The sequence below is a fragment of the Aurantiacibacter arachoides genome, assembly GCF_009827335.1.
Taxonomy (GTDB): Bacteria; Pseudomonadota; Alphaproteobacteria; order Sphingomonadales; family Sphingomonadaceae; genus Alteraurantiacibacter; species Alteraurantiacibacter arachoides.
The window spans coordinates 1,685,855-1,712,006 of the sequence record NZ_WTYH01000001.1 but is presented as its reverse complement, the minus strand read 5'-3'; the positions used below and the strand labels follow the sequence as shown (position 1 = coordinate 1,712,006).

Below are 26,152 nucleotides of genomic sequence, written 5' to 3'. Positions count from 1 at the left end.
AGGGGATGGTGCCCGGGGGCGGATTTGAACCACCGACACGACGATTTTCAGTCGTCTGCTCTACCCCTGAGCTACCCAGGCACACCATCGCGCACGGTCATCATCGGGGCGACCGGCGAGCGAATGAAGCGCGCCTATGGCGAAGCGGCGCGGCCTTGGCAAGACCCTAATCCTCGTGCGCGATCTCGTCCGGAGCGGCAGGGGGGCCGGGCACGGCGTAGTCCTCGCCGAACCAGCGCGACAGGTCGATGTCACGACAGCGGGTCGAGCAGAACGGGGCGTGCTCGGGGTCACGCGGCTTCCGGCAGATCGGACAGGCTTTGCGGGTAGAGGTCATGCGGGGACAATCTGGGTATGCCACCCCTCTAGGGCAACCGCCGGATCGGCCCGCAGTTCGACGCCGCGCGCCGTCTGCAACCGCAGCCGCTCAAGCCACTCCGCGCGCAAGGCAGCGATGACGGCGGGATGCGCCGCGATCAACGTGGTTCCCGGCCCTTCCAGCGCGGCAGCGTGATTGATGGCGAGGCGGGCGATCGCGCCCACCGGATCGAACTGCACCCTCTCCAGCAGCGAGGGCGCCTGCCTGCGCGCCACGATCTGGACGAAGCCGAAGCCGTTCATGGCGGTCCGCTCGTGCGGCCATTCCCCCAGGGCTGCGGCCAGCGCCGCATCCAATGCCTTGCGATCGGCGCGCGAGGGCAGGGTGGGAAAGTCGATGCCGATCGATCCCGACAGGTCGAGCAGCCTGATCGCCTCGGCAAGGTGCGGCACGCTCGCCAGCGCCAGCGCGCGCGGCGATTGGTCACCGTCGACATCCACCAGCACCATCGCCGGCGTGGGACTGAAGGTGAGTTCTCCGCCCGCAAAGGCATACTTCCCGCTCCACGCGGTATGCCAGATCTCGTCCCATTCACCCGCGCCGAAAGCGCGCACGACCCTGGCGTCAAGGCGCTCCGCCAGCGCAAGGGCGGCTCGCGGTGCGGCAGTGGAGGGGCGGACCAGGGCGGGCTTGGCGCGGCCCGGTTCACGCAATGCCCCGCGGACGACCTCGACGCGGATGCGCGCCCCTTCGCTGGCGTCCTTGGGCAGGCGGTCCACCCAGGCGATCTCGCCGCTGGCGAACCGCACGCTGCCGCGCGAGGAGCCGCGCTGGCGCTGGAGCAGGAGCACGTCTTCCACCTGTCCGGGCACCAGTTCGCCGGGCCAGTCCACCCGCGCGGCAATGGCGCGGCCGCCATCCATCAACAGCGCGCGGTGTTCGCCGATACCCTCGACCACCTGCCACTCAGGCAAGGGCGAACCCCGCCGCCTTGAGCAGCGCCCGCGTTTCGTGAAGCGGCAGGCCGACCACGCCCGAATGGCTGCCCTGGATCCACGGAATCAGCGCCTCCGCCATGCCCTGGATGGCGTAGCCGCCGGCCTTGCCGTGCCACTCACCGCCGGCGATGTAGGCATCGATTTCTTCCGCAGAGAGTCGCTTGAACCGCAGCTGCGTTTCGGACAGCCGTTCGCGCACGGTGCCATCGGGATGGCGCAATGCCACGGCACAGAACACGCGGTGGCGGCGGCCCGAAAGCAGCGCGAGGCAGGCGCGCGCGGTAGCCTCGCCCTCCGCCTTGGGCAGCACGCGGCGACCTGCGGCCACCACGGTGTCACCTGCCAGCACGAAAGCCTCGCCCGGGGATATGGCCAGCGCCTTTTCCCGCGCCATGCGCCGGGCATAGTCGCGCGGAAGTTCAGCTTTCGCAGGGGTCTCGTCGATGTCGGCGGCCACGACCTCGTCAGGCGTCATCCCGATGCGCGCGAGCAACTCGCGGCGGCGGGGGCTGGCCGATGCGAGCAGCAATCGGGGGCCGGAAGAGGGGATGGGGGAGGGCGCGCTCACGCCCGCGACACCCTAGCCGGTGTAGCCCGGCGGTCCGCCGCGGCCCGGCATGAAGCGGTAGGTGATGCGCGCCTTGGTCAGGTCATACGGCGTCAGCTCGCACAGGACCTCGTCACCCGTCAGCACGCGGATGCGGTTCTTGCGCATCCGGCCCGCGGTATGACCCAGCACTTCGTGACCATTCTCGAGCTCCACCCGGAACATCGCGTTGGGCAGCAGCTCCACTACCTTGCCGCGCATTTCGAGGAGTTCTTCTTTAGCCATGCAGTAACCAGGTCCTTCGTGTTCGCAATGTAAGTGATCGGCGGCGCGCCATAGCCGCGCCTTTGCCGAAAGGGAAGAGCGCGGATGCCACTGCGCTGTCTGCCGGGTAATATAGGAAGCAATTGCGACAATTTAATACCCCCCTCTGGTTGCGTGTCGCGCCGTGCGTAAGCATATGCGCCGCCGGGTGGGGCCGGCACCAATTTATCGTAAGGGTACGAATTTGCGCGTTTTCCTGTCCCCCAGTCTCCTCGCCATCGCTGCTGTACTTGTCGCCCTGCCCGCCGGGGCGCAGGACGCGAGCCCGCAGGCGCAGGAACCTGCACCCCAGGCGGACCCCGAAACCGAAGCACCTGCCGAAGATGACGACAACGTCATCTATGTCTACGCCGCTGCGCTTGCCGGGCGGGTCGATGCCGCGCAGCCGCCGGTGCTGGAACTCGATGCCGAGGATATCGCTGCCTATGGTGCGGGTTCCATTGCCGAACTGCTCGAATCCCTTGGCCCGCAGATTTCCAGCGGGCGCGGGCGTGGGTCGGGGGGCTTCCCCATTATCCTAGTCAACGGCGTGCGCATTTCCTCCTTCCGCGAATTGAGCAGCTACCCGCCCGAAGCCATCGAGCGCACCGAGATCTTCACCGAGGAGGTCGCGCAGCAGTACGGGTATTCGCCGGATCAGCGGGTGGTGAACATCGTGCTGAAGCGCAATTTCTCCAGCCGCGAGGTGGAGCTTGGCTACGGTCAGCCGTTCGATGGCGGCTTTTCCACCCAGGAGGTCGAAGGCACCTACCTGCGGCTTGCCGGGCAGAGCCGGCTGAACTTCAACGCCGAATGGAACAATTCCAGCGCGCTGACGGAAGGCGAGCGCGGGGTAATCCAGACCGACCTGGGTGTGCCGCAGATCCCCGGCGATCCCGACCCGGCCGATTTCCGCACCTTGGTGCCCGATACCTCCAGCATCTCGGCCACGGCCAACTGGACGACGTCGCTCAGCCCCGGCAGCTCGCTCAGCCTGAACGCCAACTACAGCCGCAGCGATGGCCTGAGCTTGCAGGGCCTCGATTCCGTGGTGCTGACAGACCCGAACGGCGCCACCGCGCTGCGCACCTTCAACCCGGCCGATCCGCTTGCGGTCGACAGCCGCAGCAACAGCTATTCGGCGGGGGCTACGCTGGCGACCGACATCGGCGACTGGCAGGTCACCGCCACCGCCGACGGGACGATTGCCGACAGCCGCAGCCGCACCCAGGCCCGGCTCGACACGACGGCGCTGGTGGCTGCGGCGGCGACGGGCCAGCTCGCGCTCGATGGCAATCTGCCCAGCTTCGCCGATGCCGGGTTTGAGGAGGCATTGAGCGATACCTACCGTATCGATTCGCTCGTCACCGCGCGCTCCACGCCTTTGCGACTGCCCGCAGGGGATGTCTCGGTCACGCTGGACACTGGCTTCACCGCGAACGGCATCGACAGCATCGACACGCGCACGCCGGGCTTCGAAACCCAGCTCGACCGCACCCGGTTCACCGCCGGCGCGAACGTCAACGTGCCGCTGACCAGCCGCGACGAGGAGTTCCTCGAGGACGTGGGCAATCTATCGCTCAACGTACAGGCCGGCGTCGATCACCTCTCCGATTTCGGCACGCTGACCGACCTGTCGCTGGGCCTGACCTGGGGCGTGACGGAGAAGCTGTCGCTGGGGGCGACATGGGTGAGCCGCGATACCGCGCCCACGCTCAGCCAGCTTGGCGCACCGCAGATCGTTACCCCCAACGTGCCGATTTTCGACATTGGCCGTAACGAGACCGTGCTGGTGGAACTGGTAAGCGGCGGCAATGCGCTGCTGCCCGCGCAGTCGCAAAGCGACTGGAAATTCAGCGCCAACTGGCAGCTCCCGTTCATGGAAGGGGCGAGCCTGCTGGTCGAATATTTCGACAATCATTCCGAGGACACGACCGAGAGTCTGCCGCTGCTGACCCCGGCAATCGAGGCAGCCTTTCCCGGGCGCGTCACGCGCGACGCCAGCGGGCGCCTGACGCGGCTGGACAATACGTTCGTGACCTTTGCCGAACAGGACGTGCGGCGGTTGCAGGTCGGCCTGAACCTTTCGGGCGAGATCGGCGCGGGCAACGCACAGAGCGCTGCCGGGACGGGTGGCAGACAGGCCAGCGGAGCCGCGCAGGGCCGTCCCGCGGCAGCCCCGGCCGGCGCGCCCCCCGCTGCCGGCGGTGGCGCCGGGTCCGGCCAGCAATCCGTCAGTTTCGATCCGGCGCGTTTCCAGCAGATGCGGGCCCAATTCTGCGAAGCGGAACCCGAGGCCCTGCTGGAGCTGTTGAACGCCGCGGTGGCGGCGGCCGCTGCCGGGGAAGAACCGCCGATCGGCCTGGACGGTCAGCCGCTCGCAATCCCGCCGCAAATGCTTGAACGCCTTGCCGGCGAAGATGGTCGCATCGATCCCGAACGCTTCGCCCAGACCCGCGAACGGATTTGCAGTGCCGACGTCAGCCAGATGGGCGGGCGCCCCGCGGGCCAGCAGGCCGGTGGTCCCCCCTCGGGCCGAGGCTCGGGTGGACCCCCGCCCGGCGGTGGCCGCGGGATGCGTTTTGGCGGACCAGGTGGTGGCGATGGCACAGGGCGCTGGTTTGCCAACCTGCAATATGCCTACGAGATCGAGAATACCGTCCTGATTGCCGATGGCTTGCCGCGTCTCGACCTCCTCAACGGTGATGCGCTATCCGGCGCCATTCCGCGTCACACACTCAGCGCGCGTGGCGGGGTGTTCAAGGATGGCTTCGGCGTCTTCGCCTTCGGTTCCTACCGCAGCGAGGCGGAGCTGGAAGGGTCGGACCTGCCCGGCAGCACCGATCTTACCTTTGGCGACTTCGCCACGCTTAGCCTTCGGGCCTTTGCCGATCTTGGCCAGCAAGCCAGCCTGGTGGAATCCGTGCCGTTCTTCGAGGGTTCGCGGATCAGCATAGGCGTGGACAACGTGTTCGATGCGCGCCAGCGGGTGACGGACAGCAATGGCGTGGTGCCGCTGCGTTACCAGCCGTTCCTTATCGATCCTGTGGGTCGCCGTTTCGAGATCGAGTTCCGCAAGCTCTTCTGATTTCGAAGCTGCCCCGGCGGCTTCCTCCTCGGCAGACGCATTCCGGTTCGCTGCGTGCACGCTGCGGGCGGGCGGTCGCCCTTGCCGTCGGCTGGTTGCCGACCGAAATCGCTCCTAAAGGGCCATCCCCGCGGCGTAACCACTGGCCCAGGCCCATTGGAAATTGTAGCCGCCAAGCCAACCGGTAACGTCCACCGCCTCGCCGATGGCGTAGAGACCGGGCAGCTTTTTCGCCTCCATCGTCTGCGAGCTGAGTTCGGCAGTGGCGATGCCGCCGACCGTTACCTCGGCCTTGGCGAAGCCTTCGGTGCCGTTGGGCTGGAAGGTCCAGGCGCGCAGCCGTTCCTCCGCCGCGCGCAGGGCCTTGTCGGGCAGGTTGCCAAGATCGCCGGCAAGGCCAAGCTGGTCGGCCAGCACGTCCGCCAGCCTGCCCGGCAGATCGCCCCGCAGCACGGTCCGCAGATGCTGGCCAGGCGTGGCGCGCTTTGCCTCGATCAGCCAGCCGGGCTGGCGATCAGGCAGGAACCGGATCGTCACCGGCTCGCCGGGCCGCCAGTAGCTCGAAGCCTGGAGGATCGCCGGGCCGCTCATTCCGCGATGGGTGAACAGCGCCGCCTCGCGAAAGGCCGTCTTGCCGGCGCGCGCCTCCACCTCGGCGGCCACCCCGGCCAGCTCGCGGAACAGCACCTCTTCCCCGCCCAGCGTGAGGGGGACGAGCGCGGGCCGCGGTTCGACGACCTTCAGGCCGAACTGGCGGGCGAGGGCATAGGCGAAATCGCTGGCGCCCATCTTGGGAATGCTCGGCCCGCCCGTCGCAATGACCAGACCTGGCGCGGTGAAGCGGCCATATTGCGTGGCCACCGTAAAACGCGCCCCCACAGGCCCAACGTCGTGCGAGACCTCGCCCACCTCCTCACGGCAGCGGATGACGACCTCGCCCGGACCGGCGGCGCACTCTGCCAGCAGCATGTCGACGATCTGCCGCGCGCTGCCATCGCAGAACAACTGGCCCAGCGTCTTTTCATGCCAGGCTATGCCGTGCCGTTCCACCAGCGCCAGGAACTGGGCGGACGTGTAGCGGGCAAGCGCGCTCTTTGCGTAATGCGGGTTGGCGGAAAGGTAGTTGCCCGGCCCTGCGCCGATGTTGGTGAAGTTGCACCGCCCGCCGCCGGAGATGAGGATCTTCTTCCCCACCTTTTCGCTGCGTTCCAGCACCAGCACCCGGCGTCCGCGCTGACCGGCGATCGCGGCGCAGAACAGGCCCGCGGCCCCGCCGCCCAATACGATGGCATCGAACTCGTCCATTCCCGCTCGCTAGGCGCGCGCGTCGCATAAGTCCAAAGCCCGCTTTGCCAATTGCCGCTTCCCTACCTATCTGACCGGGCATGAGCCGCGCCGAAGCAGGATCCCCGTCCGACCCGAGGGGCAAGGAACGCTTCAACGAAGAGCGCGCTGCCTACACCGTGAAAGGCGACGGCGACAAAGGTGCGCAGCCCGATCTGGAAACGGGTGTCGCTGCCATTCGCGAAACCGTCCGCACGCTCAAGCCGAAGCCTGGCGTCTACCGCATGCTCGATGCGCGTGGGGACGTGCTGTATGTCGGCAAGGCGCGCAGCCTGAAGGCGCGGGTGGCGAACTACACGCAGGTCAAGGCGCTCTCCACGCGGTTGAAGCGCATGGTCAGCCAATGCCGGGCGATGGAGATCGTCACCACCAATTCGGAAGCCGACGCGCTGCTGCTGGAAGCGCAATTCATCAAGCGCTTTCGCCCGCCCTACAACGTGCTGCTGCGCGATGACAAAAGCTTCCCGTTCATCCTGCTGCGCGAAGGGCACGACTTCCCGCGCATCCAGAAGCACCGCGGGGCGCGCAAGGCCAAGGGCAATTATTACGGCCCGTTCGCCAGCGCCGGATCGGTCAACACCACGATCAACGCGCTGCAAAAGCTGTTCCTGCTGCGCAGTTGCACCGACAGCTTCTTCGCCCGCCGCGACCGGCCGTGCCTGCTCTACCAGATCAAGCGTTGCAGCGCGCCGTGCGTGGGCCGCATCGACAAGGAGGGCTACGACTCCCTGATTCAGGAGGCGAAGGACTTCCTGGGCGGCAGGTCGGGCGCGGTGCAGGCGAAGATCGAAAGCCAGATGGCAAAGGCCGCCGCCGATCTCGATTTCGAGACCGCGGCACTGCTGCGCGACCGGCTGCGCGCCGCCACGTTCATCCAGGGCAGCCAGGCGGTGAACGCCGACGGGGTGGGCGATGCCGACGTCTTCGCGCTCCACGCCAAGGGCGGGCAGATCGCGGTGCAGGGCTTCTTCGTGCGCGGCGGGCAGAACTGGGGCCACCGCGCCTTCTTCCCCAAGAACACCGGCGAGATCGACGAGGGCGAGGTGCTGGCCGACGTGCTGCTGCAATTCTACGAGGAAGTGCCGCCCCCGCGCCACATCCTCGTCGACCGCGAACTGCCGGAGCAGGCGCTGCTGGAGGAGGCCTTCTCCACGCTGGCCGATCGCCGCGTCGCCATCTCCACCCCGCAGCGCGGCGAGCGGCGGCGGCTGATGCAGCAGGCCCAGCGCAACGCGGTGGAGGCGCTCGACCGGAGGCTGGCGGAGAGCGGCACGCAGGCGAAAATCATGCGCGAGATGGCCGATTTCCTGGAGCTGGCCGAGGTGCCGCAGCGCATCGAGATCTACGACAACAGCCATATCCAGGGGGACAAGGCGCTGGGCGCGATGGTCGTTGCCGGGCCGGAGGGCTACATCAAGAACCAGTATCGCAAGTTCAACATCAGGACCGCGCAGACCAACGACGACTTCGGCATGATGCGCGAGGTGATGAGCCGCCGCTTCACCCGCGCCATGACCGAGGACCCGGACCGCGAGAAGGCCGGCGTCTGGCCCGATCTGGTGCTGATCGACGGCGGCAAGGGGCAGATGTCGAGCGTGCGCGATACGCTGGAGGAACTGGGTATCGAGGACGTGCCGCTGGTGGCCATCGCCAAGGGCCCGCACCACGGGCGCGAGGGGCGCGAGGTGTTCCACTTCCCCGACGGGCGCGAGAAAACGCTGCCGGTCAATTCGCCGGTTCTGTTCTACCTCCAGCGCCTGCGCGACGAGGTGCACCGCTTCGCCATCGGCGCCCACCGCGCCAAGCGCAGCCGCGCCATCACCGCCTCACCGCTGGACGAGATCCCCGGCATAGGTCCGGCCCGCAAACGCGCGCTGTTGCTGCACTTCGGAACGGCCAGTAAGGTGCGGGCGGCAGCGCTGGACGATCTCAAGCGCGTGCCCGGCGTCAGCGAAAGCGTGGCGCAGAAGGTCTACGATTTCTACCACGCGGGGGGGTAAGCGATGCGCAACAGGAAAGCGATCGTGGTTGCCGGGTTTGTCATGGTGATGTGCGCCATGCCTGCCTGTGCAGTGGATCGGGTCGAAGAGGTATCCGCTGCAAGGGGCGAGCCGCAAATCGTGTTTGCACGATTGACGAACGACCAGGCTCCGCCCGCCGCCGTTCCCGGCCGTGCCGCCCAACCTGTGAATTTGGCGACTCTGGTCAGGCGGATCAATGCGGATTACCCGGTCGCGGCCAAGCGGCAGAGGCGGCAGGGCACCGTCGGCGTCAGTGTCGACGTGACGGCGCGGGGCGAGGTGGCATCGTGCATGGTCAGCCGGAGCAGCGGCCATCCCGTTCTCGATGCGGCAGCGTGCAACGGTATCTAAGCTCACGCTTCGTTTCATCCCGCGCTCGATGCCGAAGGCCAGCCCACCGCGGGCCGATGGACTACATCGATCGTCTATCACACAAATTAGGATTTCGTCGCCCCGCCGGGGTAGCGAGCGACCCCCGCGTGGCCGGGAGCAGGGAAAAGGCGGCTCCCATGGCGAGAACGGTGCTCAACCCGCCCGGATGGCCCGCATCCGCCGCTCCTGAAAGGCGAAACGTGCAGCCTCGCCGACGTCGCCCTGGAAACTGGCGTTGACCACGCCGCCCACCGCGCTGCCTACCACCGGTACGATCATGCCCGCCCGGCTGCGGAAGCTGGCAAAGGCGATCGCGCGGCTGACGCGCTCCACCGCCTGGTCCACCACCGGCACGATGCGGTCGTGCGTGGCCGCGACCAATTCGCCGTCGTGCCCGATGGCGCTTTCGAGCGCGGCGATGCGCGGGGTGCGAACGTCCGGATCGTCAAGCGCGGCCAGTTCGAGGATTTGCAGCCGGAACAGCTTTTCCTGCGGACCTTCGCCCGCGTAGCCATAGGCCCGGCCGGTATCGCGGATGGTGCGGAGCGCGATGGCAATGGTTGCCGGAATGTCGAGCCCCATCGTCAGCAGGCCGCCCATGCCGGCCGCCACGCCGGTTCCGCCGCTGATGGCGCGCGCCCTGCGCGACACGCGCTTCGATGCAGCGCGCGCGGCGGCCAGATCGTGCGGATCGTGGGTGAAACTGACCAGTTGCGGCGCGCCCACGGCGGCGTCCACGCCTTTCAGCACGGCCTCCACCATGCCCTTGGGCACCACCGCGGCAATGGCCTTGCCGAACGGGTTGGTCAGCCGCTCGATACCGCGACCCAGCCACGAGGGCTTGCTCTGGCGATAGGCCGCCTGCTGCTTTTCGAAGTTCATGCCCCCAAACGCCGGGGCCAGCGCGCCGTTCCTAGTCGGGCACGCGCGTCAATTGCAGGTCGTGGAAGTCGTAGGAGAAGTCCGTAAGGTCGGAAATCGCCTGCATCGTCATGCCCGTCACCACGCCGTCCGCCACCGCGAAGTCGACAAAGGCATCGGCCTTCAGCGAACTGTCGGGCCAGAAGGCGGTGAAGCGGTCGCCCGAATAGTGGCCCAGCGTGGTGTCGAGCACCGCGCTGCGACCCATGTCGAGGTAGAGCCCCTCCTCGGTCTGCGTGATGGTCACGTCGCCATACCAGGGGTCGCGATAGGTGCCGGCATAGGCGGCGAGCGGCAGGCTGAGCGGAGCGACGGTTTCCGGGCGAGCGGTGGTCGTCGAGATCAGGCTCGTCCCTTCCGCCTCCGCCGCGGCAAAGGCGCTGCCGAATTCGCCGATGTAATCCTGCGGGCTGTCACCCACCAGTGCATTGGCGACGTGGTAGTTGAACGTGGAAGCCGCCCCGCGATAATCGTTGGTGGCCGAAAAGATGGCCACGCCGTGTTCGGGGATCAGCACGAAGTTGCTGACGACGCCCGGCGCGCCGCCGCCATGGCTGACGTGCAGGTGGCCTTCGAAATCGCGCACGTTCCAGCCCAGCGCATACATGCCGAGGTGCGAGGAGCCGTTGGATCGCAGCGTGCCGCCGACGGGCACGGGCGTGACGCCCTGCCACAGTTCACGCGCCTGCGCCTCGCTGACAAGGCGCGTGCCGCTGGCGGTCACCCCGCCGTCGAGCCAGAACTTGCCCCATTCCATCATGCCGCGCGGATTGCAGAAGATGCCGCCCGCTGCCGACCACGTTTCCGAAAAGGCCAGCCGCGGATCGATCGGCACGCCGGCGTCGGCGCCAGCTGCGCGTTCGTGACCGGTGACCGTGGCAGCGCCTGCGGGAATGCGGTCCATCTGCGCGGCGCAATCGTCGTCCATGCCGATGGGCTGGAAAAGCTCTTCGGTCACGAAGGTCGCCCAGTCGCGGCCGGAAACGCGCGCGACGACTTCTCCTGCCACCACGTACATCAGGTTGTCGTAGGCGTAGCCATCACGAAAGCCGGTGCTGGGGCGCAAGTGCGGCAGGGCGGCGATCACGTCGGCAGGCGCCGCGTCGCCATCGGGCCAGATCAGGAGGTCGCCCGCACCCAGCGGCAGGCCGGAGCGGTGGGTGAGCAGGTCGCGCACGGTGAAATGCTCGCTGACCCAAGGGTCCCACATGGCGAATTCCGGCACATAGGTGCGCACCGGCGCGTCCCATTCCACCTCGCCCCGGTCGACGAGGATGGCGAGCGCGGTGGTGGTGAACGCCTTGGAAATGCTGGCGATGGGCCACAGCATGTCTTCGGTGACGGGGCGCGTGGTGCCTTCCTCGGCGATACCGGTCACGCCGGTATAGACGACCTCGCCATCCACCATGACCGCGGCGACCATGCCGGTGCTGTCATAGGCTGCCGCCGTGCGGCGCAGCGCCTCCGCGTAATCAATGGCGGGCACATCATGCGCCAGCGCGGGCAGGGGTAGGGCAAGCAGCGCCAGGGCGGCGACACGGAGCGAACGGGGTTCAGACATGGCGCAACATTCCTTCCTGCGTCACGCTGGCGACAAGCTTGCCCTCGCGCGTGAAGATCTGCCCGCGCGCGAACCCGCGGGCCGCGCCCGACCATGGGCTTTCCGTGGCGAACAGCAGCCAGTCGTCGACCTGGAAATCCTCGTGGAACCAGATCGCGTGATCGATGCTGGCCGCCTTCACCTCGCCCCGGTGCATGCTCTTGCCGTGCGGTTGCAGCGCGGTGGCGAGGATCTGGAAATCGGAAACATAGGCCAGCACGCTGCGATGCACCGCGCTGGCGGCGGGAAGCGGTGCCACGGTCTTGAACCAGACATGCGAGACCGGCGGACGAGCCTGCGGATCGAGCCAGTCGCGCGGCTCCACCGAACGGAAATCGACCGGGAAGGGGCGGGACAGCAGGTTCCTGATCGGGCCGTCGGGAACCGCCGCAGCCACGCGCCTGCGAATGTCGGCATCGGCGGCAAGCGCCTCGGGCGGGGGCACGTCGGGCATGGCCGGATGCTGGTGGCCGGGGCCTTCCTCCGGCTCCTGGAAGCTGGCGACGAAGTTCAGGATGGGCTTGCCTTCCTGGCTCGCCACCACGCGCCGATTGGAAAAGCTGCGACCGTCCAGATCGCGCTTCACCCGGTATTCGATAGGCAGGGCGTCGCTGCCCGGGCGCAGGAAATAGGCATGGAGCGAATGGACGGCGCGCGCCGGGTCGACCGTGCGGCTGGCTGCGCCCAAAGCCTGGGCAATCGCCTGTCCGCCGAATACCCGGCCCGTCCCATCCTCGCGCCTGCGGCCGATGAATACGTCGCTGCCCCGGTCTTCCAGATCGAGCAGGAAAACCAGATCGGCGAGGACGCGTTCAGGGGTGGAATCGGTGGAAGGCTCCATCGCCTTCGCCCATGCGCGCAGGCAAACGGCGGGTCAAGGTCGGCGCGACAGCCGGCGCACCACGCGCATCATCGTCGCCTTGGCCTTGTTGCTCGCCGGCCAGCGACCCGGCGGTGCGGGATCGAACCCCATCCGGCGAAGGATGGTGTTGAAGGCGCGGGCGTCGGCCTCGGCGAAGCTCCAGTCGCTGCGCCAGGTGATCGACAGCGAGATCGAGACCTCCGGCCCGTTCTGCACGAAGTGCGGCGCCATCACCGGCACATATAGCGCCTCGCCGGGATGCAGGGGGAAGGGGACGCCATCGCGCGCGAAATCATCGCGCCAGGCGAGCTCGCGCGCGCCGCCGGTGTGATAGGCCTCGTGCATGCGATCGGCGGCGAACCGCGGATTCCCGGCGGGGAAGACCGTCATCGTCTTTTGTCCGCGCAGGTGCAGCAGGATGTTGTGCTCCGGGTCGAAGTGATACGGCGTCACCGCATTGGGGCTGGAGATGAAGATGAAGCCCTGCGGCCGCAGGATCGCGCCGGTGCGCGCCTCGATGATCGGCGCGAGCTCCGCGATCAGCGCGTGCAGCAGGCCCGCGAACGGACGATTCTGTTCGATGTTCTTGAGCACCGCCCAGCTGTTCGACGTGGCGATGGTGCGGATCGTTTCGCCGATGCTGAAACCATTGCCCTCGGGCTTGCCCTCGACACCGATGGGCAGGTCGCCGCGATTGTATTCGCAGCTGCGCGCCGGCAGGGCCTCTCCCAGCAGCGCCAGCGCATCCAGTTCGAGCAGCGGGTGGCCGACCAGGTTGTGGTCCAGCTTGTGCGTGCCTTCGGGATAGGACGAGGCGAAGAAGCTGCGGGCGCGTTCCGGGAAGACGCGCCGGGTGCCGATGGCGCGTCCACTCATGGGGGCGCTAGGGCGGTTCATGCGCCGATCCCTCGCGCCGGCCTGCCCGTTTCGCGCCGGGCGATGGCGGCAAAGGCGGCGCGGCGCAGCGGGCCGCCGATGCCGATCGAATGGCGCGCGATGGCGCGGCGTTCGCGCCAGATGTGGTCGATCATCGGGTGATCCTCGGCGGCGCAGCTGTCGATCCAGCTGACCGCGTCACGCTGCAGCAGGGCGATGTTCTCGCGCTGGAGCAGCACGCCGGGGGAATAGCGGGCAAAGTCCTCGTCGAAGGCGGTCTTGTAGGAAAAGGCGCCCGGCGGCGCGACGAAGCTGGCCAGCATGGCGATGGGGCGACCGTCAAGCCGCAGGCACAACCGTTCAAGCCGCCCCCGGCTCGCCGCACCTTGCAGGGCCTGGGCGAACAGCTGGGCGGTGTCCGCCGTGCTGGCGAGGGCGGAACCTTGCCGTCCCTTCCATCCCGATTGTTCGATCCGCAGGAATTCCGCGATCCAGCTTTCCAACCCGGCGGCGTCGTGGCAGCGCTCGGTCGCAAGTTCGCCTTGTTCGGCCAGACGGCGGTGCTGGCGGCGCAATTCCTTGCGTTTCTTGGTCGATAGCGAGCTGTCGAGATAGGTTGCGGGGGTCTGGGTGACGAGCATGGCTCGCTCTTCACGCAGCACGGTCGCTGCCGGGCGTCCGCTTGCGGCGAGTTCGGCGGCCAGCGCCTCGTGCAATGGGCCGGTCACGGGGAGGTGGGCGAGGTGCAGGAACAGCGCCCGGCCAGCGTTTCGATCGGCCCAGGCAAGCATTTCGCGCCAGAACGACCGCTCGAACCCGCGCGCCACCAGCGGCATGCCCAGGAAGCAGTTGGCGTGCGCCCAGTTGCGCCAGTGCGGCAGGGCATAGCCGTAATAGCGCGCCTCTCGCTTGACCGGCATCAGCCCGGCGAGCTGGCCGTCCGCCTCCAGCACGATGAGCGCGACGGCACCGCCGGGATCGAGCGCGCGCAGCGAGGCGAGCAGATACCAGCTTTCGTAAAAGGGATTAGGTTCGGATGCCCATTGGGCCAGCGCATCCCAGGCGGCCACGCGATCGGGCCGATCGCACTGCTTCCACGCGCGCAAGGTCAGCGACAGGCGCGGTTCGGGCGCCGATCGCGGATCTGCATCGGTCGGCATGGCACGATGGTCGAGGGGAAGGGGCTGGCCCAAGAAATTCGTTAACCCGCAATGGCACCGGAATGGCTTTCCGGCCCATCGGGCATAAGGCGGGGCCGGCCAAGGAAAGGTCAAGAAGGGTGGTAAACAAAACCCTGCCCGGATCGCTCCGGACAGGGTTTTCGTGTCACCGTCGCTGCGGCTGCGGTATCAGGCGCCGCCGCCCGCCAGCGCCGCCAGCAGCAGCAGGGCGACGATATTGGTGATCTTGATCATCGGGTTGACGGCCGGGCCCGCGGTATCCTTGTAGGGATCGCCCACGGTATCGCCCGTCACGGCGGCCTTGTGGGCTTCGGAGCCCTTGCCGCCGTGATTGCCGTCCTCGATATATTTCTTGGCGTTGTCCCACGCGCCTCCGCCCGCGGTCATGGACAGCGCCACGAACAGCCCGCCCACGATCACGCCCATCAGCAGCGCGCCGAGCGCGGCAAAGGCGTTCTCCTGTCCGGCGATCAGCAGAATCGAGAAATAGACCACGATGGGGGCCAGCACCGGCAGCATCGAGGGGATGATCATCTCCTTGATGGCAGCCTTGGTGACGAGGTCCACGGTGCGGGCGTAGTCGGGCTTTTCGGAGTAATCCATGATGCCCGGCTTTTCCCGGAACTGCGCACGCACGTCCTTTACCACGTCGCCCGCCGCGCGGCCCACGGCGGTCATGCCCATTGCGCCGAACAGGTAGGGCAGCAGCGCGCCCAGCAGCAGGCCGACGATGACGTAGGGGTTCTCCAGGCTGAAATCGACGTCAGCGTCCGGGAAGAACTCGGCAAGGTCGGTGGTGTAGGCGGCGAACAGCACCAGCGCGGCAAGCCCGGCCGAGCCGATGGCATAGCCCTTGGTCACCGCCTTGGTGGTATTGCCCACCGCGTCGAGCAGATCGGTCTTCTCGCGGACACCCTCGTCCAGGCCTGCCATCTCGGCGATACCACCGGCGTTGTCGGTGACCGGGCCATAGGCGTCGAGTGCCACGACCATGCCCGCCAGTGCCAGCATCGATGTGGCGGCATAGGCAATGCCCATGAGCCCGGCGAGCTGGAAGGTGGCGATGATCGCCGCAACGATCGCCAGCGTGGGCAGGGCGGTCGATTCCAGGCTGATGGCGAGGCCCTGGATCACGTTGGTGCCGTGGCCGGTCTCACTGGCCTTGGCGATGGAGCGGACAGGGCGAAAGCCGGTTCCGGTGTAGTATTCGGTGATCCAGATGATCACCCCGGTCAGCAGCAGACCGATGACCGAGCAGGCGAACAGGTTCCAGCCGGTGAACGGCAGGGTCGAGGACGTGCCTTCCTCCGCCAGCGGCTCGCCGACATCGATGTTGCCCAGGTTTTCCGTGACGTTGATGGTGTTGCCAAGGTCGCCGAGCGCGAACTGCATCACGAACCAGATCAGCGGAATGGACAGCACGGCGGTGACGAGGAAGCCCTTGTACATGGCGCCCATCACGTTCGTCGCAGCCTTGCCCGAAGAACCCAGGCGCACGAAGTATGTGCCGATGATCGAGGTCACGATGCACGCCCCGCCGATCAGCAGGGGCAATGCCATCAGCGGCAGCAGCAGGTCGCCCGCGTCGGTCAGCAACAGCGCGGTCAGCACCATGGTTGCGCCCACGGTGACGACATAGGTTTCGAACAGGTCCGCGGCCATGCCGGCGCAGTCGCCCACGTTGTCACCCACGTTGTCGGCGATCACGGCGGGATTGCGGGGATCGTCCTCGGGGATGCCGGCCTCGACCTTGCCGACGAGATCGGCGCCCACGTCGGCGGCCTTGGTGAAGATGCCGCCGCCGAGCCGTGCGAAGATGGAAATCAGCGAGGCGCCGAAGGCGAGCGCCACCAGCGCGTCGATAACCTCGCGGCTGGCGGGATCGGCACCCATCGGGCCGATGAGAACGTAGAAGAACACCGCGATGGCCAGCAGCGCCAGGCCCGCCACCAGCATGCCCGTTATGGCACCGGCGCGAAAGGCGAGGGTGAGGCCCGCCTGCAGGCTGGTCTGCGCGGCGGCGGCGGTGCGCACGTTGGCGCGCACCGAGATGTTCATGCCGATGTAGCCGGCGACGGCCGAAAGGATCGCGCCGATGAGGAACCCGATGGCCGATACCGGGCCGAGGAACACGCCCACGATGACGGCGACGACCACGCCGACCATGCCGATCGTCGAATACTGGCGGTTGAGGTAGGCCTTGGCGCCTTCCTGGATGGCGCCGGCGATTTCCTGCATCTTTGCGTTACCGGCCGATGCACTGAGCACCTGGCGACTGGTAACGAAGCCGTAGACCACGGCGAGCGCCCCCAATGCGATTGCGATGAGTACGAGGTTCATGTCCCTCTTTTCCCCTTCCCTGAGTAAACGACCCGGTTGTCCCGGGTTCGCCAGTGGCAAGGGCTATTTTATCGGGCGACGCTGCACAAGCGCAAAGCGCGCCTAGCCGTGGACGTAACCGAGCCCTTGCGAATTGGCGATCGCTTCCCCGTCGAGAAACAGCGGCGCAAAGCCGCGCGGCTCGACCGTGCCGATCTGCGTTGCCGCGACCGGGGGACAGGTGCCGGCGGGCAGGGTGAATAGCAGTTCGTAGTCGTCCCCCCAGGTAAGGCACGCCATGGCCCGGGTGGCATCCGCCACGGGCACGGCGGCGCTGTCGATGGCCATGCTGACGCCGCTTGCCTCGGCCATGCGGAAGGCATCGAGCAGCAGGCCGTCGGATACGTCCATCATCGCGTGCGCCAGGGGGGCGAGTGATTCGCCTTCCAGCAACCGGGCAAGCGGGCGGGTATAGGGTAGGGGATCGCCCCCGTCGCCTGCCCGCAACGCTTCCAGCCCCAGCATCGCCGCACCCAGCGTGCCGGTGACGAACAGCGCATCGCCAATCTGCGCCCCTGCGCGAGAGGGGACAGGCGTATGCGTAGCGCGGCCCACGGCGGTAAGGCCGAAGCTGCGCGGCGCCTCGCCCGCCACCGTATCCCCGCCCAGCAGGGGCACGCCGTAATGCTCCAGCACTTCGCCCAGACCGTCGACGAAACGCGCATCGTCACCGCCCAGCATGTGGCCCAGCAGCACGCCTATCGGCTCGGCACCCTTGGCCGCGAGATCGGACAGGTTGGTGGCGACGAGCTTCCACGCGACGTCCGCCATGTCCTGCGTGGTCAGGAAATGCCGCCCTTCGACCAGCACGTCATGGGTCAGGATGATCGTCTCGGTGCCCAGCGACACGACGGCCGCATCGTCCGCCAGCCCGCGGGCGCCCGGATGGAGCGGCAGGGCGCGCAGGGCAGCGATGAAGCCGGTCTCGTTCATCGCGTTTTTTCGCGAGGCTAGGCCCGCACGTCCTTTGCCACCGCGTCCAGCACGCCGTTGACGAACTTCGCCTCCCGCTCGTCAAAGAAGGCGTGGGCCACGTCGACATACTCGCTGATCGCCGTGCCCACCGGCACATCGGCGCGGGCGACAAGCTCGTAGGCGCCGCAGCGCAGGATCTGGAGCATGGTCTTGTCCAGCCGTGCCAGCGTCCAGCCCTGCGCCAGCTTGGCGGTCAGCAGGCCGTCGATCTCGTCCTCCCGCGCGACCACGCCCGAAACCACGTCGTCGAAGAAATCGATCTCGGCATCGGCATACTGGTCGTCCTCGATCTCCTTCCCCAACCGGTGCTGGTGGAATTCGTCGAGCAGGCGGGCCAGCGCGGTCTTTTCCATATGCCGCTGATACAGTGCCTGCACCGCGCCAAGACGCGCGGCAGAACGGGCTTTTGACCGCCCGGAGCCTTTGTGCGGGGCGCTCACAGCCGCACCCTCACGCTGGCGGCGTGGGCGGGCAGGCCCTCGATCTCGGCCAGCGCCATGGCGGCGGGGCCGATGGCCTTCAGCGCCTCTGCATCGAGTTCGATGAAGCTGGTGCGTTTCATGAAGTCGAGCACCGAAAGCCCGCTGGCAAAGCGTGCGCGCCGTCCTGTGGGCAACACGTGGTTCGGCCCGGCAACGTAATCGCCCACGGCCTCTGGCGTGTGGCGCCCAAGGAACACGCTGCCGGCATGCTTGATCTGGTCAAAATATTTCTCCGGGTCGTCGACCGCCAGTTCGAGATGCTCGGCGGCGAGGCGGTTGGCAAGCGGCGGGGCCTGCTGCGCCAGGTCGTCGACGATCACGATCACGCCGTGTTTCTCCCAGCTTTCATGGGCCACGCGGCGGGTGGCAATCTGCGCGCCGAGCAGGTCGATGGAATCCTCCACCTCGCTGGCAAAGGCGGCGTCGTCAGTGATTAGGATCGACTGGCTGGCCGGATCGTGCTCTGCCTGGCTGAGCAGGTCGGCGGCGATCCAGTCAGGGTCTGACCTGTTGTCGGAGATGACGAGGATTTCGCTGGGTCCGGCAACCATGTCGATGCCGACCACGCCATAAAGCTGCCGCTTGGCCTCCGCCACCCAGGCATTGCCCGGGCCGACGATCACGTCGACCGGCTTGATCCGCTTCGTGCCCCAGGCCAGCGCGCCCACGGCCTGCGCCCCGCCGACGCGCCAGATCTCGTCGATGCCCACCAGGTGCGCTGCGGCGAGCACCAGGTCGTTCATCTCGCCCTTGGGGGTGGGGGTGACCACGGCCAGCCGCTCGACACCGGCGACCTTGGCCGGGATGGCGTTCATCAGCAGGGTGGAGGGATAGGACGCCCGCCCGCCCGGCACGTAAAGCCCGGCCGCGTCTACCGCGCGCCACCGGGCACCAAGCCGCACGTTCTGCGCGTCGCGGTAATCGCGGTCCTGCGGCAACTGGCCCTCGTGATAGGCGCGGATGCGCTCTGCCGCCATTTCCAGCGCGCGCTTCACCTCGGGCGCGAGGAAGTCGTAGGCGGCCTTGCACTGGTCCTTGCCGATGCGCCAGCTGGTGAGGTCGGCGGTCAGCGGGTGCTTGTCGAACCGCATGGTATAGTCGCGCAGCGCATCGTCGCCGCCGTGCCGCACCTTTTGCAGAATATCGGCAACGTCGCGCGCCACGCTGGCGTCCGTCTCGCGCCGGTCGTTGACGATGCGCGTGAACTGCGCTTCGAAACCGGTGTCTTTGATGTTCAGGCGGCGCATCAGACGGCAACCCTTCTGTCGGTGGCGGCGCGGAACCGTTCGACCAGCGCGGCCACGCGGGGATCGGTTTTCAGCGCGGCGCGGTTGACGATCAGGCGGCTGGTCACCTGCATGATAACGTCCTTTTCGACGAGGCCGTTGGATTTCAACGTCTGCCCGGTGGAGACCAGGTCGACGATCCGGCCCGCCAGCCCGCTGGAGGGAGCCAGTTCCATCGCGCCGTTCAGTTTCACGCACTCGGCCTGGATGCCGCGGCGTTCGAAGTGGCGGCTGGTGATATTGGGATACTTGGTGGCAACCCGCAGATGGCTGGCCTTGCCGTAACGGTTCTCCACCGGCTCGGCCGGCTCGGCCACGGACAGGCGGCAGGCACCGATGCCCAGATCGACGGGGGCGTAAAGCTCGGAATAGTCGAACTCCTCGATCACGTCGCTGCCAACGATCCCCGCCTGCGCCGCGCCGAAGGCGACGAACGTGGCGACATCGAAGGCGCGCACGCGGAAGATGCGCATGGTGCCGCTCTGGTCGGCGAAGCTGAGCGATCGGTCGGCCTTGTCATGGAAGGCGGCTTCCGGCACCAACCCGGCACGCCCCATCAGCGGCACCGCCTCGTCGAGGATGCGGCCCTTGGGCACCGCGAAGATCAGCGGGCCGTAGCGGTCTGTGGCAGAGGTGTCGGTCATCGGTGGCGCGATGTAGGCAGGAACGCCGGAAAGGGCAATGCGGATGGGCGATCAGACAGGGGTGATGGCCATCGCCAGCGTGCCAGAGGCGATCGCGTGGCAGGCCGCCCATTGCGAACGCGCCGGTTCCCCCAACAATGCCCGTCTCGTCCGCGCGCTGCTGGCAGTGATGGAAACCGCCACGGCGACCGGCAGGCGCATTGCGAACTGGCAGGGGTTGAGCCTGGAAGACGCGATGCCGCTGCGCGTGGCGGCGGCCTTTCACTGGCTTTACCTGACCGGGGAGGAGCCGCGGCTGGGTGCGATCTATGCCGGGTTGATGAGCGACCAGGGGTTGGTCGATGCGCTGGTCACGGACACCGCCGAGCGGTTCGACCACCTGCTGCTGCCCTGGCTCGACCATCCGCCGCAGACCAACGAGGCGGGCCGTTCGGCCAGCGTCATGGCCGCGCTGCTGTGGCTGTCGCAGCGGCTCGGCCCGCGGTTCGATCTGGGCGAGATCGGCGCGAGCGCGGGGATCAACACCATGCTGCCGCGCTTCCGCTTCGACCTTGGCGGGGTGGAGGTGGGGCCGAGCCTGTCGAGCATCCGCATCGCGCCCGCATGGCGCGGGCCCCCGCCGCCCGCGGGCGACGTCGCAATCACCGGCATCCGCGGCTGCGATCTGGCACCCATCGACCTTGCCGATCCGGCGCAGACGCTGAAGTTGAAAGCCTACATCTGGCCCGACGCGACAGAGCGGATGGCGCGCATGGACGCCGCCATCGCGATGGCCGGGCGGATGCCGCCCGAGGTGGCCCGGCAGGATGCCGGCGCCTTCGTCACCGACATGCTCGCCGCACCGCAGGAGCCGGGCGTGACGCGGGTGCTGTTCCACACGGTGATGTGGCAATATCTGCCGGCCATCACGCGCGAAGCGATCATGGGGGCGATGGAGGCGGCGGGCGCTGCGGCCACGGCGGACAAACCGCTGGCGTGGATCGCGGTGGAAACCAACCGCGCGACATTCCGGCACGAGTGCAAGGTGCGGTTCTGGCCCGGCGGGGCGGAGGCAGTGCAACTCGCCGAGGCGCATCCGCATGGCGCCTGGGTTGAGTGGCTGGCCTAACGGGCCGCGGTTCGCTCCAGGAAACCGTCCATTGCCGCGTTCACCGCGTCGGGCGCTTCCCACGGAACGAAATGGCCTGCTGCCGGCACCTCGGCCAGCGTGAGGTTCGTCACCTGCTCGCCCAGCGCAAGGTTGGCGGGCAGCAGCGCCTGGTCCTCCATGCCCCAGATCACCAGCGTCGGAATCGTCAGCACCGGCAGTGCCAGCGGCTCCGGCTCTTCGTAAGGAGCGTCCATCGACGGCACCACGATGGAGCTGCCGCGATACCAGTTGAGCATGGCGAACGCGCGGTCGGGGTCGGCCCATTGTGCCAGCATCCGCGCGCTTTCCGCCGGATCGTTCTTCGCCCGACCTTCCCACCTTATGGCCTTCAGCAACAGCGCGCCCAGGCCATGCTCGCGCACCAGCGCATCATGGGCAGGGTCGCGGAAGGCGGTGATATACTGGCTCGCGGCGCGCTGGGCGGGATCGGTATGGAGCAGGCGCTGGAAGACGGCGGGGTGCGGGGCGTTGGCGATGACGGCGCGCTCTACCCGTCCATCCGCCTGCCCGAACATGGCAACCGCCCAGGCGATCGCGCCGCCCCAGTCGTGGCCAACGATCGTGAAACGTTCGATGCCCAGCGCTTCGGCCAGCGCGAAGACATCGCCCACCAATACGGCGGGGGCGTAATTCTCTGCTCCCTTGGGCCGCGAACTGTCACCGTAACCCCGCTGATCGGGCGCAACGCAGCGGAAGGCATGCGAGAAATGCGCGACCTGATGGCGCCAGGTGCGGTGGTTCTCGGGGAAGCCGTGCAGGAAGATCAGCGCCGGCGCATCGCGTGGCCCGGTGTCCCACACGTCGAGCTCCACCCCTGTCGACAGCACGACGCGGCTGAGCTCGCTCGGGATCATGCGCCCTGTGACGGGATTGCCAGCAGTTCGATGGTGAACAGCAGCGTCGCACCACCGGGGATCGGGCCCCGACCTTCGAGGCCGTAGGCATATTCGGCCGGGATGGCGATTTCCGCCGTGTCGCCCACGCCCATGTAGGGAATGGCGACCTGCCAGCCGCGCACCAGCCGGCCGAGCGGGAAGGTGGCAGGCTCGCCACGCTCCACCGAACTGTCGAACACTTCGCCGTCGGTGAAGCTGCCGGTGTAGTGGATGGTGATCTCATCCGCGACGGTAGGCGCGGGGCCGGTGCCGTCACCCGCGGTGCGGCGGAATTTCACCCCGCCTTCCAGGGTGGACCAGCCATCGGCCTGCGTGCGCGAGTGGAGTGCGGTTTGCTGTTCGTTGTGCCAGGAAATGGTCCGGGGCTCCTGCGGGGCCGCGCTCTGGGCGAGCGCGGGCGTGGCGAAAAGTAGGGCGGCGAGGGGGAGGATGTGCTTCATGGTGTGTCGGATAGCTCCAGGTATCGCTCAGGGATAGCTCACGGTCTTGGGCTCGCCTTCGGGGATGGGAATGAATTCCTTCGCATCGCCCGGCACGACGGGAAAACGCCCGGCCTTCCAGTCTGCCTTGGCCTGTTCGATCCGCTCGCGGTCGGAGGACACGAAGTTCCACCACACGTGGCGTTTGCTGGTAAAGGCTTCGCCGCCCAGCAGCATGGCCCGCGCCCCCGCACGGCTGGTGAGGGTCATCGCCTCTCCCGGTTTGAGCACGGCGAGGTGGTATGGCTGCAATGCCTCGCCATCGAGGCTGGCCTCGCCGCCCACCAGCATGACGGCGCGTTCGTCAGCCTCCGCGTCGATGGGGATGGCGCCGCCCGCGTCCAGCGCGATTTCGGCGTAGATCGTCTCGGCATGGCAGGTGGTGGCGGCGCGTTCGCCCCACAGTTCGCCCATGATGACTGTGGCCGTTGCGCCCGCGCCCGAAATGCTCGGCAGGTCGCTCACCGCCTCGAACGCAGGGTCGATCTCCTCCAGACCGTCGGGCAGCGCCAGCCAGGTCTGCATCCCGTAGAGCCTCGCGCCGCGCTGACGCTCTTCGCCGGGGCTGCGTTCGGAATGGACGATGCCATGGCCCGCGGTCATCAGGTTGACCGTGCCGGGGCGGATAGTGCTGAAGGTGCCCAGGCTGTCGCGATGCTCGATCGCGCCCGCGTGGTCGCCGCCCAGCAGCCAGGTGACCGTGGCGAGGTTTATGTGCGGGTGCGGCCGCACGTCCATCCCTGCGCCAAGGTCAAGTTCGGCCGGGCCGAACTGGTCGACGAATACGAAGGGCCCGACCATCCGGCACGCCGCCTGTGGCACCGCGCGGCGCACGGTGAACTGGCCGAGATCGTGGCTGACGGGGGTGATGGTCTTGAAGATGCCGCTCATTGCTCATCGAGCTCCTCGTAAAAGCGGAAGATGCCGTTCTCGTTGAACTCCAGTCGCCGCTCGCTGGCAAGATAGTCGGTGATGCCGTCGATATCCGGCACGGCCCCCTGCAACCCTTCGAGGTTGGCCCAGGTGCCCTGCATCCCCTTCATGTAGCGGGGGAACATGTAATCCAGCCCTTCCATGATCTGGAACAGGCTGGTGTCGACATGGGTCGGCTGCTGGCCCAGGCTGAACGGTCCGCCGTGGGCGGCCAGCGCGTTGTCGAAGTGGATCAGATACTTGGGGATGCGCTGCTCGCGGAAATGCTGGGCGCGTTCGAAGGCGGCCTCCATCTGGTCGGCGTAGTAGAGTTCGGAGGCGATGGGGTGGTGGACGGAATGCACCTCCTCCACGAAATCGCTGATGTCGAGTTGCAGCTGGGCCAGTTGCAGGTCGATCTCGGGCTCGCCCGAACCCAGCCCTTCCTTGTCCGACAGGTAGCCGAGAATGTGCGCCGTCTGGCCGATCACCACGCCGTCATCGACGATGTAGGGCGGGGCAAAGGGGCGAATGCCTTCCAGTGCGTGCATATGCTCGACTAGGGCATCGGTGCCCTGTTCGCGCGCCATGTCCTCGTATTCGATGCCGAAGCCTTCGCAGAACAGCCGCACGAATTCACCGCGACCGGGGATTTCGGGCCAGTACCACAGCTCGATGCTCATGCGCGCTCTCCCGCGGCGCTTTCTCCGGGCGTGAGGCATTTCATGGCAAAGGCATGGACCCGCTGGCCCGGAATGTCGCCCAGCGCGGCCAGCACCATGCGCTGGCGGGCGAGGCGGTTCTTGCCTTCGAACACGGGCGTCTCGATCACCACGGTGAAATGCGATTCGCCGGTTCCATCGTCGCCCGCGTGGCCATGGTGGCGGGCACTGTCGTTGATCACTTTTAGCCGCGTCGGGCTCAGCGCCTGTTGCAGCAGGGTCTCGATTTCGGTGGCTACCTGTCCGGTCATGGGGGGTTCCTAAACGCGTTTCGCTCCCCATCCTAATGGGAATGCGTCAGACGAAGTTCCATGGCCGATACGAGAACGCGGGGCGCCCATGCGCGCATCCGGACTGCGCCGAGGCGGGCGAATTTCGCGCGCCGGGCGGGCGGCGCAGCAGTTTCGACGGGCCGGGCGAATACCGTTGGCTGTGCCTGGAACACGTGCGCGCCTTCAACGCCGGCTACGACTGGTTCGAGGGCATGAGCGCGGACGAAATCTATGCGGCCCAGTCCCCGGCCTCCGGCTGGCGGACGGAAAGCCCGGCCTTCAACCCGGCGGCCGGGGTGGATGGCACGCCCCGCTGGGCGGACTTCGCCGATCCGCTGGACGCGATTGGCGAACGTGCCCATGCCATGCGCCGCGCCGCCGCGGGCGTGAAACACGAATCCTTCAGCCGCTTCACCGCGGGCGAGCGCGAGGCGCTGACCACGATGGGCCTTGGTCCCATGGTGGACCGTGCCGAGGTGCGCAAGCGGTATTCCGATCTCGTGCGCCGCTACCATCCCGATCGCAACGGCGGGGATCGCAGCCACGAGTGGAAATTGCAGCGCGTGGTGGAAGCCTACCAGCTGCTGCGCCGGGCGCAGGCGTTCGCCTGACGAGCCGATTGGTCAGCGTTCGCTGCGGGCGGCCGGGTTCTGCCGGAACGCCCACCTGAGCGTGCTGCCCATGGCCCGCGTCACCATGCGGCTCGGCACCATGCGCAGGCCCGGTGCGTCCAGCCCCAGCATGGTGCGCGCGAAAGGCGGGATCAGCGCCACGGCGGCGTCGGCCAGGAACGGCTGCACCCCGGTCATCGCGCCCTCGATCCGGCCTGAAACCACCAGCGCCGCCACCTCGCGCGCTTCGGGGCCGGAGCGAAGGTCTGCGCGCAAGTCGCGGAACATGGCCTGCGCCTCGGCCTTGCTCTCGGGCACGGGATCAGCACCCAGCCTGCGCCCGATAATCGCGAACTGGCGGAAGTATTCGTCCTGCTCGGTCATCGGCATATCCGGGCGGACGTGGACGAGATAGGCCTCGAGAAACATCGTCGCCTCGGCCAGGTGCACCCAGGCCAGCGTGCGCGGATCGAGCGCGGAATAGGGCGTGCCGTCGGGAAGGGTGCCGTGGACGTGTTCGTGAATGCGGTTGACCCGTGCGATCGCGGCCTCGGCGTCGTCGCGATGGCCGTAGGTGGTCACCGCGATGAAGCGGGCGGTGGCGCGCAGGCGGCCGTGCATGTCGGCACGAAAATCGGAAAAATCGAGCACGCCCTGCAATGCGTGGGGGTGGAGCATCTGCAGCAGCAGCGAGGCCATGCCGCCCACCAGCATCCCCACGATGTCGGCGTGGACCATGCGGATCGGCGTGTCGCGCGCGAACAATGCCTCGTCGGAAATGGCGACGGGCGCTTCGCCCTGCGAGGCATCGTTGAAGGTGGAACGGACGCGGCGGACGAGGTGCCGGCGCAGCAGTTCGACCGGATCGGAAAAGGGCGGGGCGACCATGCACTCCATGTGGCGCAGCGTGGC

General features: G+C 67.6%; 26 protein-coding genes and 1 tRNA gene. 5 read left to right on the top strand and 22 right to left on the bottom strand.

Features of this window, described 5'->3' with window-relative positions:
- Window positions 1-6: 6 nt before the first annotated feature.
- From GRI62_RS08390 to infA, 5 genes are all read right to left on the bottom strand, one after another.
- Window positions 7-81: transfer RNA gene (locus GRI62_RS08390), tRNA-Phe, on the bottom strand.
- Window positions 82-166: 85 nt separating this feature from the next.
- The gene (locus GRI62_RS08385) at window positions 167-337 is read right to left on the bottom strand and encodes a DNA gyrase inhibitor YacG (protein WP_131452883.1); all 171 of its coding nucleotides are present in this window, start codon (window positions 335-337) and stop codon (window positions 167-169) included.
- Window positions 334-1,293 (bottom strand): ribonuclease, encoded by a 960-nt coding sequence (locus GRI62_RS08380; protein WP_131452882.1) that lies wholly within the window; start codon window positions 1,291-1,293, stop codon window positions 334-336. Before GRI62_RS08380 ends, GRI62_RS08385 begins: the two co-directional genes overlap by 4 nt.
- Window positions 1,286-1,885 carry a Maf family protein gene (locus GRI62_RS08375; protein ID WP_188669317.1) on the bottom strand — a complete coding sequence of 200 codons (600 nt, stop codon included), beginning with the start codon at window positions 1,883-1,885 and terminating at the stop codon, window positions 1,286-1,288. The genes GRI62_RS08380 and GRI62_RS08375 overlap by 8 nt, the downstream gene beginning before the upstream one ends.
- Before the next feature lie 12 nt (window positions 1,886-1,897).
- Window positions 1,898-2,149 carry a translation initiation factor IF-1 gene (gene infA / locus GRI62_RS08370; RefSeq protein ID WP_131452881.1) on the bottom strand — a complete coding sequence of 84 codons (252 nt, stop codon included), beginning with the start codon at window positions 2,147-2,149 and terminating at the stop codon, window positions 1,898-1,900.
- 223 nt (window positions 2,150-2,372) lie between these two features.
- Here infA and GRI62_RS08365 point away from each other — a divergent pair, with 223 nt between their 5' ends.
- Entirely contained in the window at window positions 2,373-5,255 is a 2,883-nt protein-coding gene (locus GRI62_RS08365) for a TonB-dependent receptor (RefSeq protein ID WP_160731846.1), read from the top strand.
- A 114-nt stretch (window positions 5,256-5,369) separates the two neighbouring features.
- Here GRI62_RS08365 and GRI62_RS08360 read toward each other — a convergent pair whose 3' ends face one another.
- Window positions 5,370-6,560, bottom strand: coding sequence for a BaiN/RdsA family NAD(P)/FAD-dependent oxidoreductase (locus tag GRI62_RS08360; RefSeq protein WP_131452879.1), 1,191 nt, complete (start codon window positions 6,558-6,560; stop codon window positions 5,370-5,372).
- A gap of 80 nt (window positions 6,561-6,640) precedes the next feature.
- Here GRI62_RS08360 and uvrC point away from each other — a divergent pair, with 80 nt between their 5' ends.
- Both uvrC and GRI62_RS08350 read left to right on the top strand, forming a co-directional pair.
- Window positions 6,641-8,599, top strand: a complete 1,959-nt coding sequence (gene uvrC / locus GRI62_RS08355; protein ID WP_131452878.1) for an excinuclease ABC subunit UvrC — start codon at window positions 6,641-6,643, stop codon at window positions 8,597-8,599.
- A 3-nt stretch (window positions 8,600-8,602) separates the two neighbouring features.
- The gene (locus tag GRI62_RS08350) at window positions 8,603-8,971 is read left to right on the top strand and encodes an energy transducer TonB (protein WP_131452877.1); all 369 of its coding nucleotides are present in this window, start codon (window positions 8,603-8,605) and stop codon (window positions 8,969-8,971) included.
- Between the two features lie 174 nt (window positions 8,972-9,145).
- On the opposite strand, the gene GRI62_RS08345 is transcribed toward GRI62_RS08350, so the two are convergent.
- The 10 genes from GRI62_RS08345 to hisG all read right to left on the bottom strand — a co-directional run bounded on the left by GRI62_RS08345 (window position 9,146) and on the right by hisG (window position 20,198).
- Complete coding sequence (locus GRI62_RS08345; protein ID WP_131452876.1) at window positions 9,146-9,874, bottom strand: EcsC family protein; 729 nt, start codon at window positions 9,872-9,874, stop codon at window positions 9,146-9,148.
- 31 nt (window positions 9,875-9,905) lie between these two features.
- On the bottom strand, window positions 9,906-11,474 hold the full coding sequence (locus GRI62_RS08340; protein ID WP_131452875.1) for a serine hydrolase: 1,569 nt from the start codon (window positions 11,472-11,474) through the stop codon (window positions 9,906-9,908).
- Window positions 11,467-12,354, bottom strand: coding sequence for an acyl-CoA thioesterase (locus GRI62_RS08335; protein WP_131452874.1), 888 nt, complete (start codon window positions 12,352-12,354; stop codon window positions 11,467-11,469). Before GRI62_RS08335 ends, GRI62_RS08340 begins: the two co-directional genes overlap by 8 nt.
- Before the next feature lie 33 nt (window positions 12,355-12,387).
- Window positions 12,388-13,272 carry a cupin domain-containing protein gene (locus GRI62_RS08330; protein WP_131452873.1) on the bottom strand — a complete coding sequence of 295 codons (885 nt, stop codon included), beginning with the start codon at window positions 13,270-13,272 and terminating at the stop codon, window positions 12,388-12,390.
- Window positions 13,269-14,411: a GNAT family N-acetyltransferase gene (locus GRI62_RS08325; protein WP_131452872.1), complete on the bottom strand. Its 1,143-nt coding sequence runs from the start codon at window positions 14,409-14,411 to the stop codon at window positions 13,269-13,271. The genes GRI62_RS08330 and GRI62_RS08325 overlap by 4 nt, the downstream gene beginning before the upstream one ends.
- 189 nt (window positions 14,412-14,600) lie before the next feature.
- A complete protein-coding gene (locus GRI62_RS08320) occupies window positions 14,601-16,772 on the bottom strand; it encodes a sodium-translocating pyrophosphatase (protein ID WP_131452871.1) in 2,172 nt (723 codons plus the stop codon).
- Window positions 16,773-16,874: 102 nt separating this feature from the next.
- Window positions 16,875-17,744: a thiamine-phosphate kinase gene (thiL, locus tag GRI62_RS08315; RefSeq protein WP_131452870.1), complete on the bottom strand. Its 870-nt coding sequence runs from the start codon at window positions 17,742-17,744 to the stop codon at window positions 16,875-16,877.
- Window positions 17,745-17,761: 17 nt separating this feature from the next.
- Window positions 17,762-18,226: a transcription antitermination factor NusB gene (gene nusB, locus GRI62_RS08310; RefSeq protein WP_131452869.1), complete on the bottom strand. Its 465-nt coding sequence runs from the start codon at window positions 18,224-18,226 to the stop codon at window positions 17,762-17,764.
- Window positions 18,223-19,515 (bottom strand): histidinol dehydrogenase, encoded by a 1,293-nt coding sequence (gene hisD / locus GRI62_RS08305; RefSeq protein WP_131452868.1) that lies wholly within the window; start codon window positions 19,513-19,515, stop codon window positions 18,223-18,225. Before hisD ends, nusB begins: the two co-directional genes overlap by 4 nt.
- A complete protein-coding gene (gene hisG / locus GRI62_RS08300) occupies window positions 19,515-20,198 on the bottom strand; it encodes an ATP phosphoribosyltransferase (protein ID WP_131452867.1) in 684 nt (227 codons plus the stop codon). The genes hisD and hisG overlap by 1 nt, the downstream gene beginning before the upstream one ends.
- A gap of 43 nt (window positions 20,199-20,241) precedes the next feature.
- Between hisG and GRI62_RS08295 the strand changes: the two genes are divergently transcribed.
- On the top strand, window positions 20,242-21,306 hold the full coding sequence (locus GRI62_RS08295; RefSeq protein WP_234027398.1) for a DUF2332 domain-containing protein: 1,065 nt from the start codon (window positions 20,242-20,244) through the stop codon (window positions 21,304-21,306).
- Here the strand turns inward: GRI62_RS08295 and GRI62_RS08290 are convergent.
- The 5 genes from GRI62_RS08290 to GRI62_RS08270 are packed head-to-tail and all read right to left on the bottom strand — an operon-like array spanning window position 21,303 to window position 24,608.
- Entirely contained in the window at window positions 21,303-22,202 is a 900-nt protein-coding gene (locus GRI62_RS08290; protein WP_131452865.1) for an alpha/beta fold hydrolase, read from the bottom strand. The genes GRI62_RS08295 and GRI62_RS08290 overlap by 4 nt on opposite strands.
- On the bottom strand, window positions 22,199-22,684 hold the full coding sequence (locus GRI62_RS08285) for an FKBP-type peptidyl-prolyl cis-trans isomerase (RefSeq protein ID WP_131452864.1): 486 nt from the start codon (window positions 22,682-22,684) through the stop codon (window positions 22,199-22,201). The genes GRI62_RS08290 and GRI62_RS08285 overlap by 4 nt, the downstream gene beginning before the upstream one ends.
- 27 nt (window positions 22,685-22,711) lie before the next feature.
- The gene (locus GRI62_RS08280; protein WP_131452863.1) at window positions 22,712-23,614 is read right to left on the bottom strand and encodes a pirin family protein; all 903 of its coding nucleotides are present in this window, start codon (window positions 23,612-23,614) and stop codon (window positions 22,712-22,714) included.
- The gene (locus GRI62_RS08275) at window positions 23,611-24,318 is read right to left on the bottom strand and encodes a glutathione S-transferase (protein WP_131452862.1); all 708 of its coding nucleotides are present in this window, start codon (window positions 24,316-24,318) and stop codon (window positions 23,611-23,613) included. Before GRI62_RS08275 ends, GRI62_RS08280 begins: the two co-directional genes overlap by 4 nt.
- A complete protein-coding gene (locus GRI62_RS08270) occupies window positions 24,315-24,608 on the bottom strand; it encodes a BolA family protein (RefSeq protein ID WP_131452861.1) in 294 nt (97 codons plus the stop codon). The genes GRI62_RS08275 and GRI62_RS08270 overlap by 4 nt, the downstream gene beginning before the upstream one ends.
- A 41-nt stretch (window positions 24,609-24,649) precedes the next feature.
- Here GRI62_RS08270 and GRI62_RS08265 point away from each other — a divergent pair, with 41 nt between their 5' ends.
- On the top strand, window positions 24,650-25,240 hold the full coding sequence (locus GRI62_RS08265; protein WP_131452860.1) for a DnaJ domain-containing protein: 591 nt from the start codon (window positions 24,650-24,652) through the stop codon (window positions 25,238-25,240).
- A 12-nt stretch (window positions 25,241-25,252) separates the two neighbouring features.
- Here GRI62_RS08265 and GRI62_RS08260 read toward each other — a convergent pair whose 3' ends face one another.
- On the bottom strand, window positions 25,253-26,128 hold the full coding sequence (locus tag GRI62_RS08260; RefSeq protein ID WP_131453833.1) for an oxygenase MpaB family protein: 876 nt from the start codon (window positions 26,126-26,128) through the stop codon (window positions 25,253-25,255).
- Window positions 26,129-26,152 lie beyond the last annotated feature (24 nt).

Coding starts and splice junctions, on each gene's coding strand:
- GRI62_RS08270 (WP_131452861.1), bottom strand. CDS start 24,608: ATGACCGGACAGGTAGCCACCGAAATCGAGACCCTGCTGCAACAGGCG.
- GRI62_RS08280 (WP_131452863.1), bottom strand. CDS start 23,614: ATGAGCGGCATCTTCAAGACCATCACCCCCGTCAGCCACGATCTCGGC.
- thiL (WP_131452870.1), bottom strand. CDS start 17,744: ATGAACGAGACCGGCTTCATCGCTGCCCTGCGCGCCCTGCCGCTCCAT.
- GRI62_RS08295 (WP_234027398.1), top strand. CDS start 20,242: ATGGGCGATCAGACAGGGGTGATGGCCATCGCCAGCGTGCCAGAGGCG.
- GRI62_RS08360 (WP_131452879.1), bottom strand. CDS start 6,560: ATGGACGAGTTCGATGCCATCGTATTGGGCGGCGGGGCCGCGGGCCTG.
- GRI62_RS08340 (WP_131452875.1), bottom strand. CDS start 11,474: ATGTCTGAACCCCGTTCGCTCCGTGTCGCCGCCCTGGCGCTGCTTGCC.
- GRI62_RS08265 (WP_131452860.1), top strand. CDS start 24,650: ATGCGTCAGACGAAGTTCCATGGCCGATACGAGAACGCGGGGCGCCCA.
- GRI62_RS08385 (WP_131452883.1), bottom strand. CDS start 337: ATGACCTCTACCCGCAAAGCCTGTCCGATCTGCCGGAAGCCGCGTGAC.
- GRI62_RS08350 (WP_131452877.1), top strand. CDS start 8,603: ATGCGCAACAGGAAAGCGATCGTGGTTGCCGGGTTTGTCATGGTGATG.
- GRI62_RS08330 (WP_131452873.1), bottom strand. CDS start 13,272: ATGAACCGCCCTAGCGCCCCCATGAGTGGACGCGCCATCGGCACCCGG.
- GRI62_RS08260 (WP_131453833.1), bottom strand. CDS start 26,128: ATGGTCGCCCCGCCCTTTTCCGATCCGGTCGAACTGCTGCGCCGGCAC.
- GRI62_RS08290 (WP_131452865.1), bottom strand. CDS start 22,202: ATGATCCCGAGCGAGCTCAGCCGCGTCGTGCTGTCGACAGGGGTGGAG.
- uvrC (WP_131452878.1), top strand. CDS start 6,641: ATGAGCCGCGCCGAAGCAGGATCCCCGTCCGACCCGAGGGGCAAGGAA.
- hisG (WP_131452867.1), bottom strand. CDS start 20,198: ATGACCGACACCTCTGCCACAGACCGCTACGGCCCGCTGATCTTCGCG.
- hisD (WP_131452868.1), bottom strand. CDS start 19,515: ATGCGCCGCCTGAACATCAAAGACACCGGTTTCGAAGCGCAGTTCACG.
- GRI62_RS08285 (WP_131452864.1), bottom strand. CDS start 22,684: ATGAAGCACATCCTCCCCCTCGCCGCCCTACTTTTCGCCACGCCCGCG.
- GRI62_RS08325 (WP_131452872.1), bottom strand. CDS start 14,411: ATGCCGACCGATGCAGATCCGCGATCGGCGCCCGAACCGCGCCTGTCG.
- infA (WP_131452881.1), bottom strand. CDS start 2,149: ATGGCTAAAGAAGAACTCCTCGAAATGCGCGGCAAGGTAGTGGAGCTG.
- GRI62_RS08335 (WP_131452874.1), bottom strand. CDS start 12,354: ATGGAGCCTTCCACCGATTCCACCCCTGAACGCGTCCTCGCCGATCTG.
- GRI62_RS08275 (WP_131452862.1), bottom strand. CDS start 24,318: ATGAGCATCGAGCTGTGGTACTGGCCCGAAATCCCCGGTCGCGGTGAA.
- GRI62_RS08320 (WP_131452871.1), bottom strand. CDS start 16,772: ATGAACCTCGTACTCATCGCAATCGCATTGGGGGCGCTCGCCGTGGTC.
- GRI62_RS08345 (WP_131452876.1), bottom strand. CDS start 9,874: ATGAACTTCGAAAAGCAGCAGGCGGCCTATCGCCAGAGCAAGCCCTCG.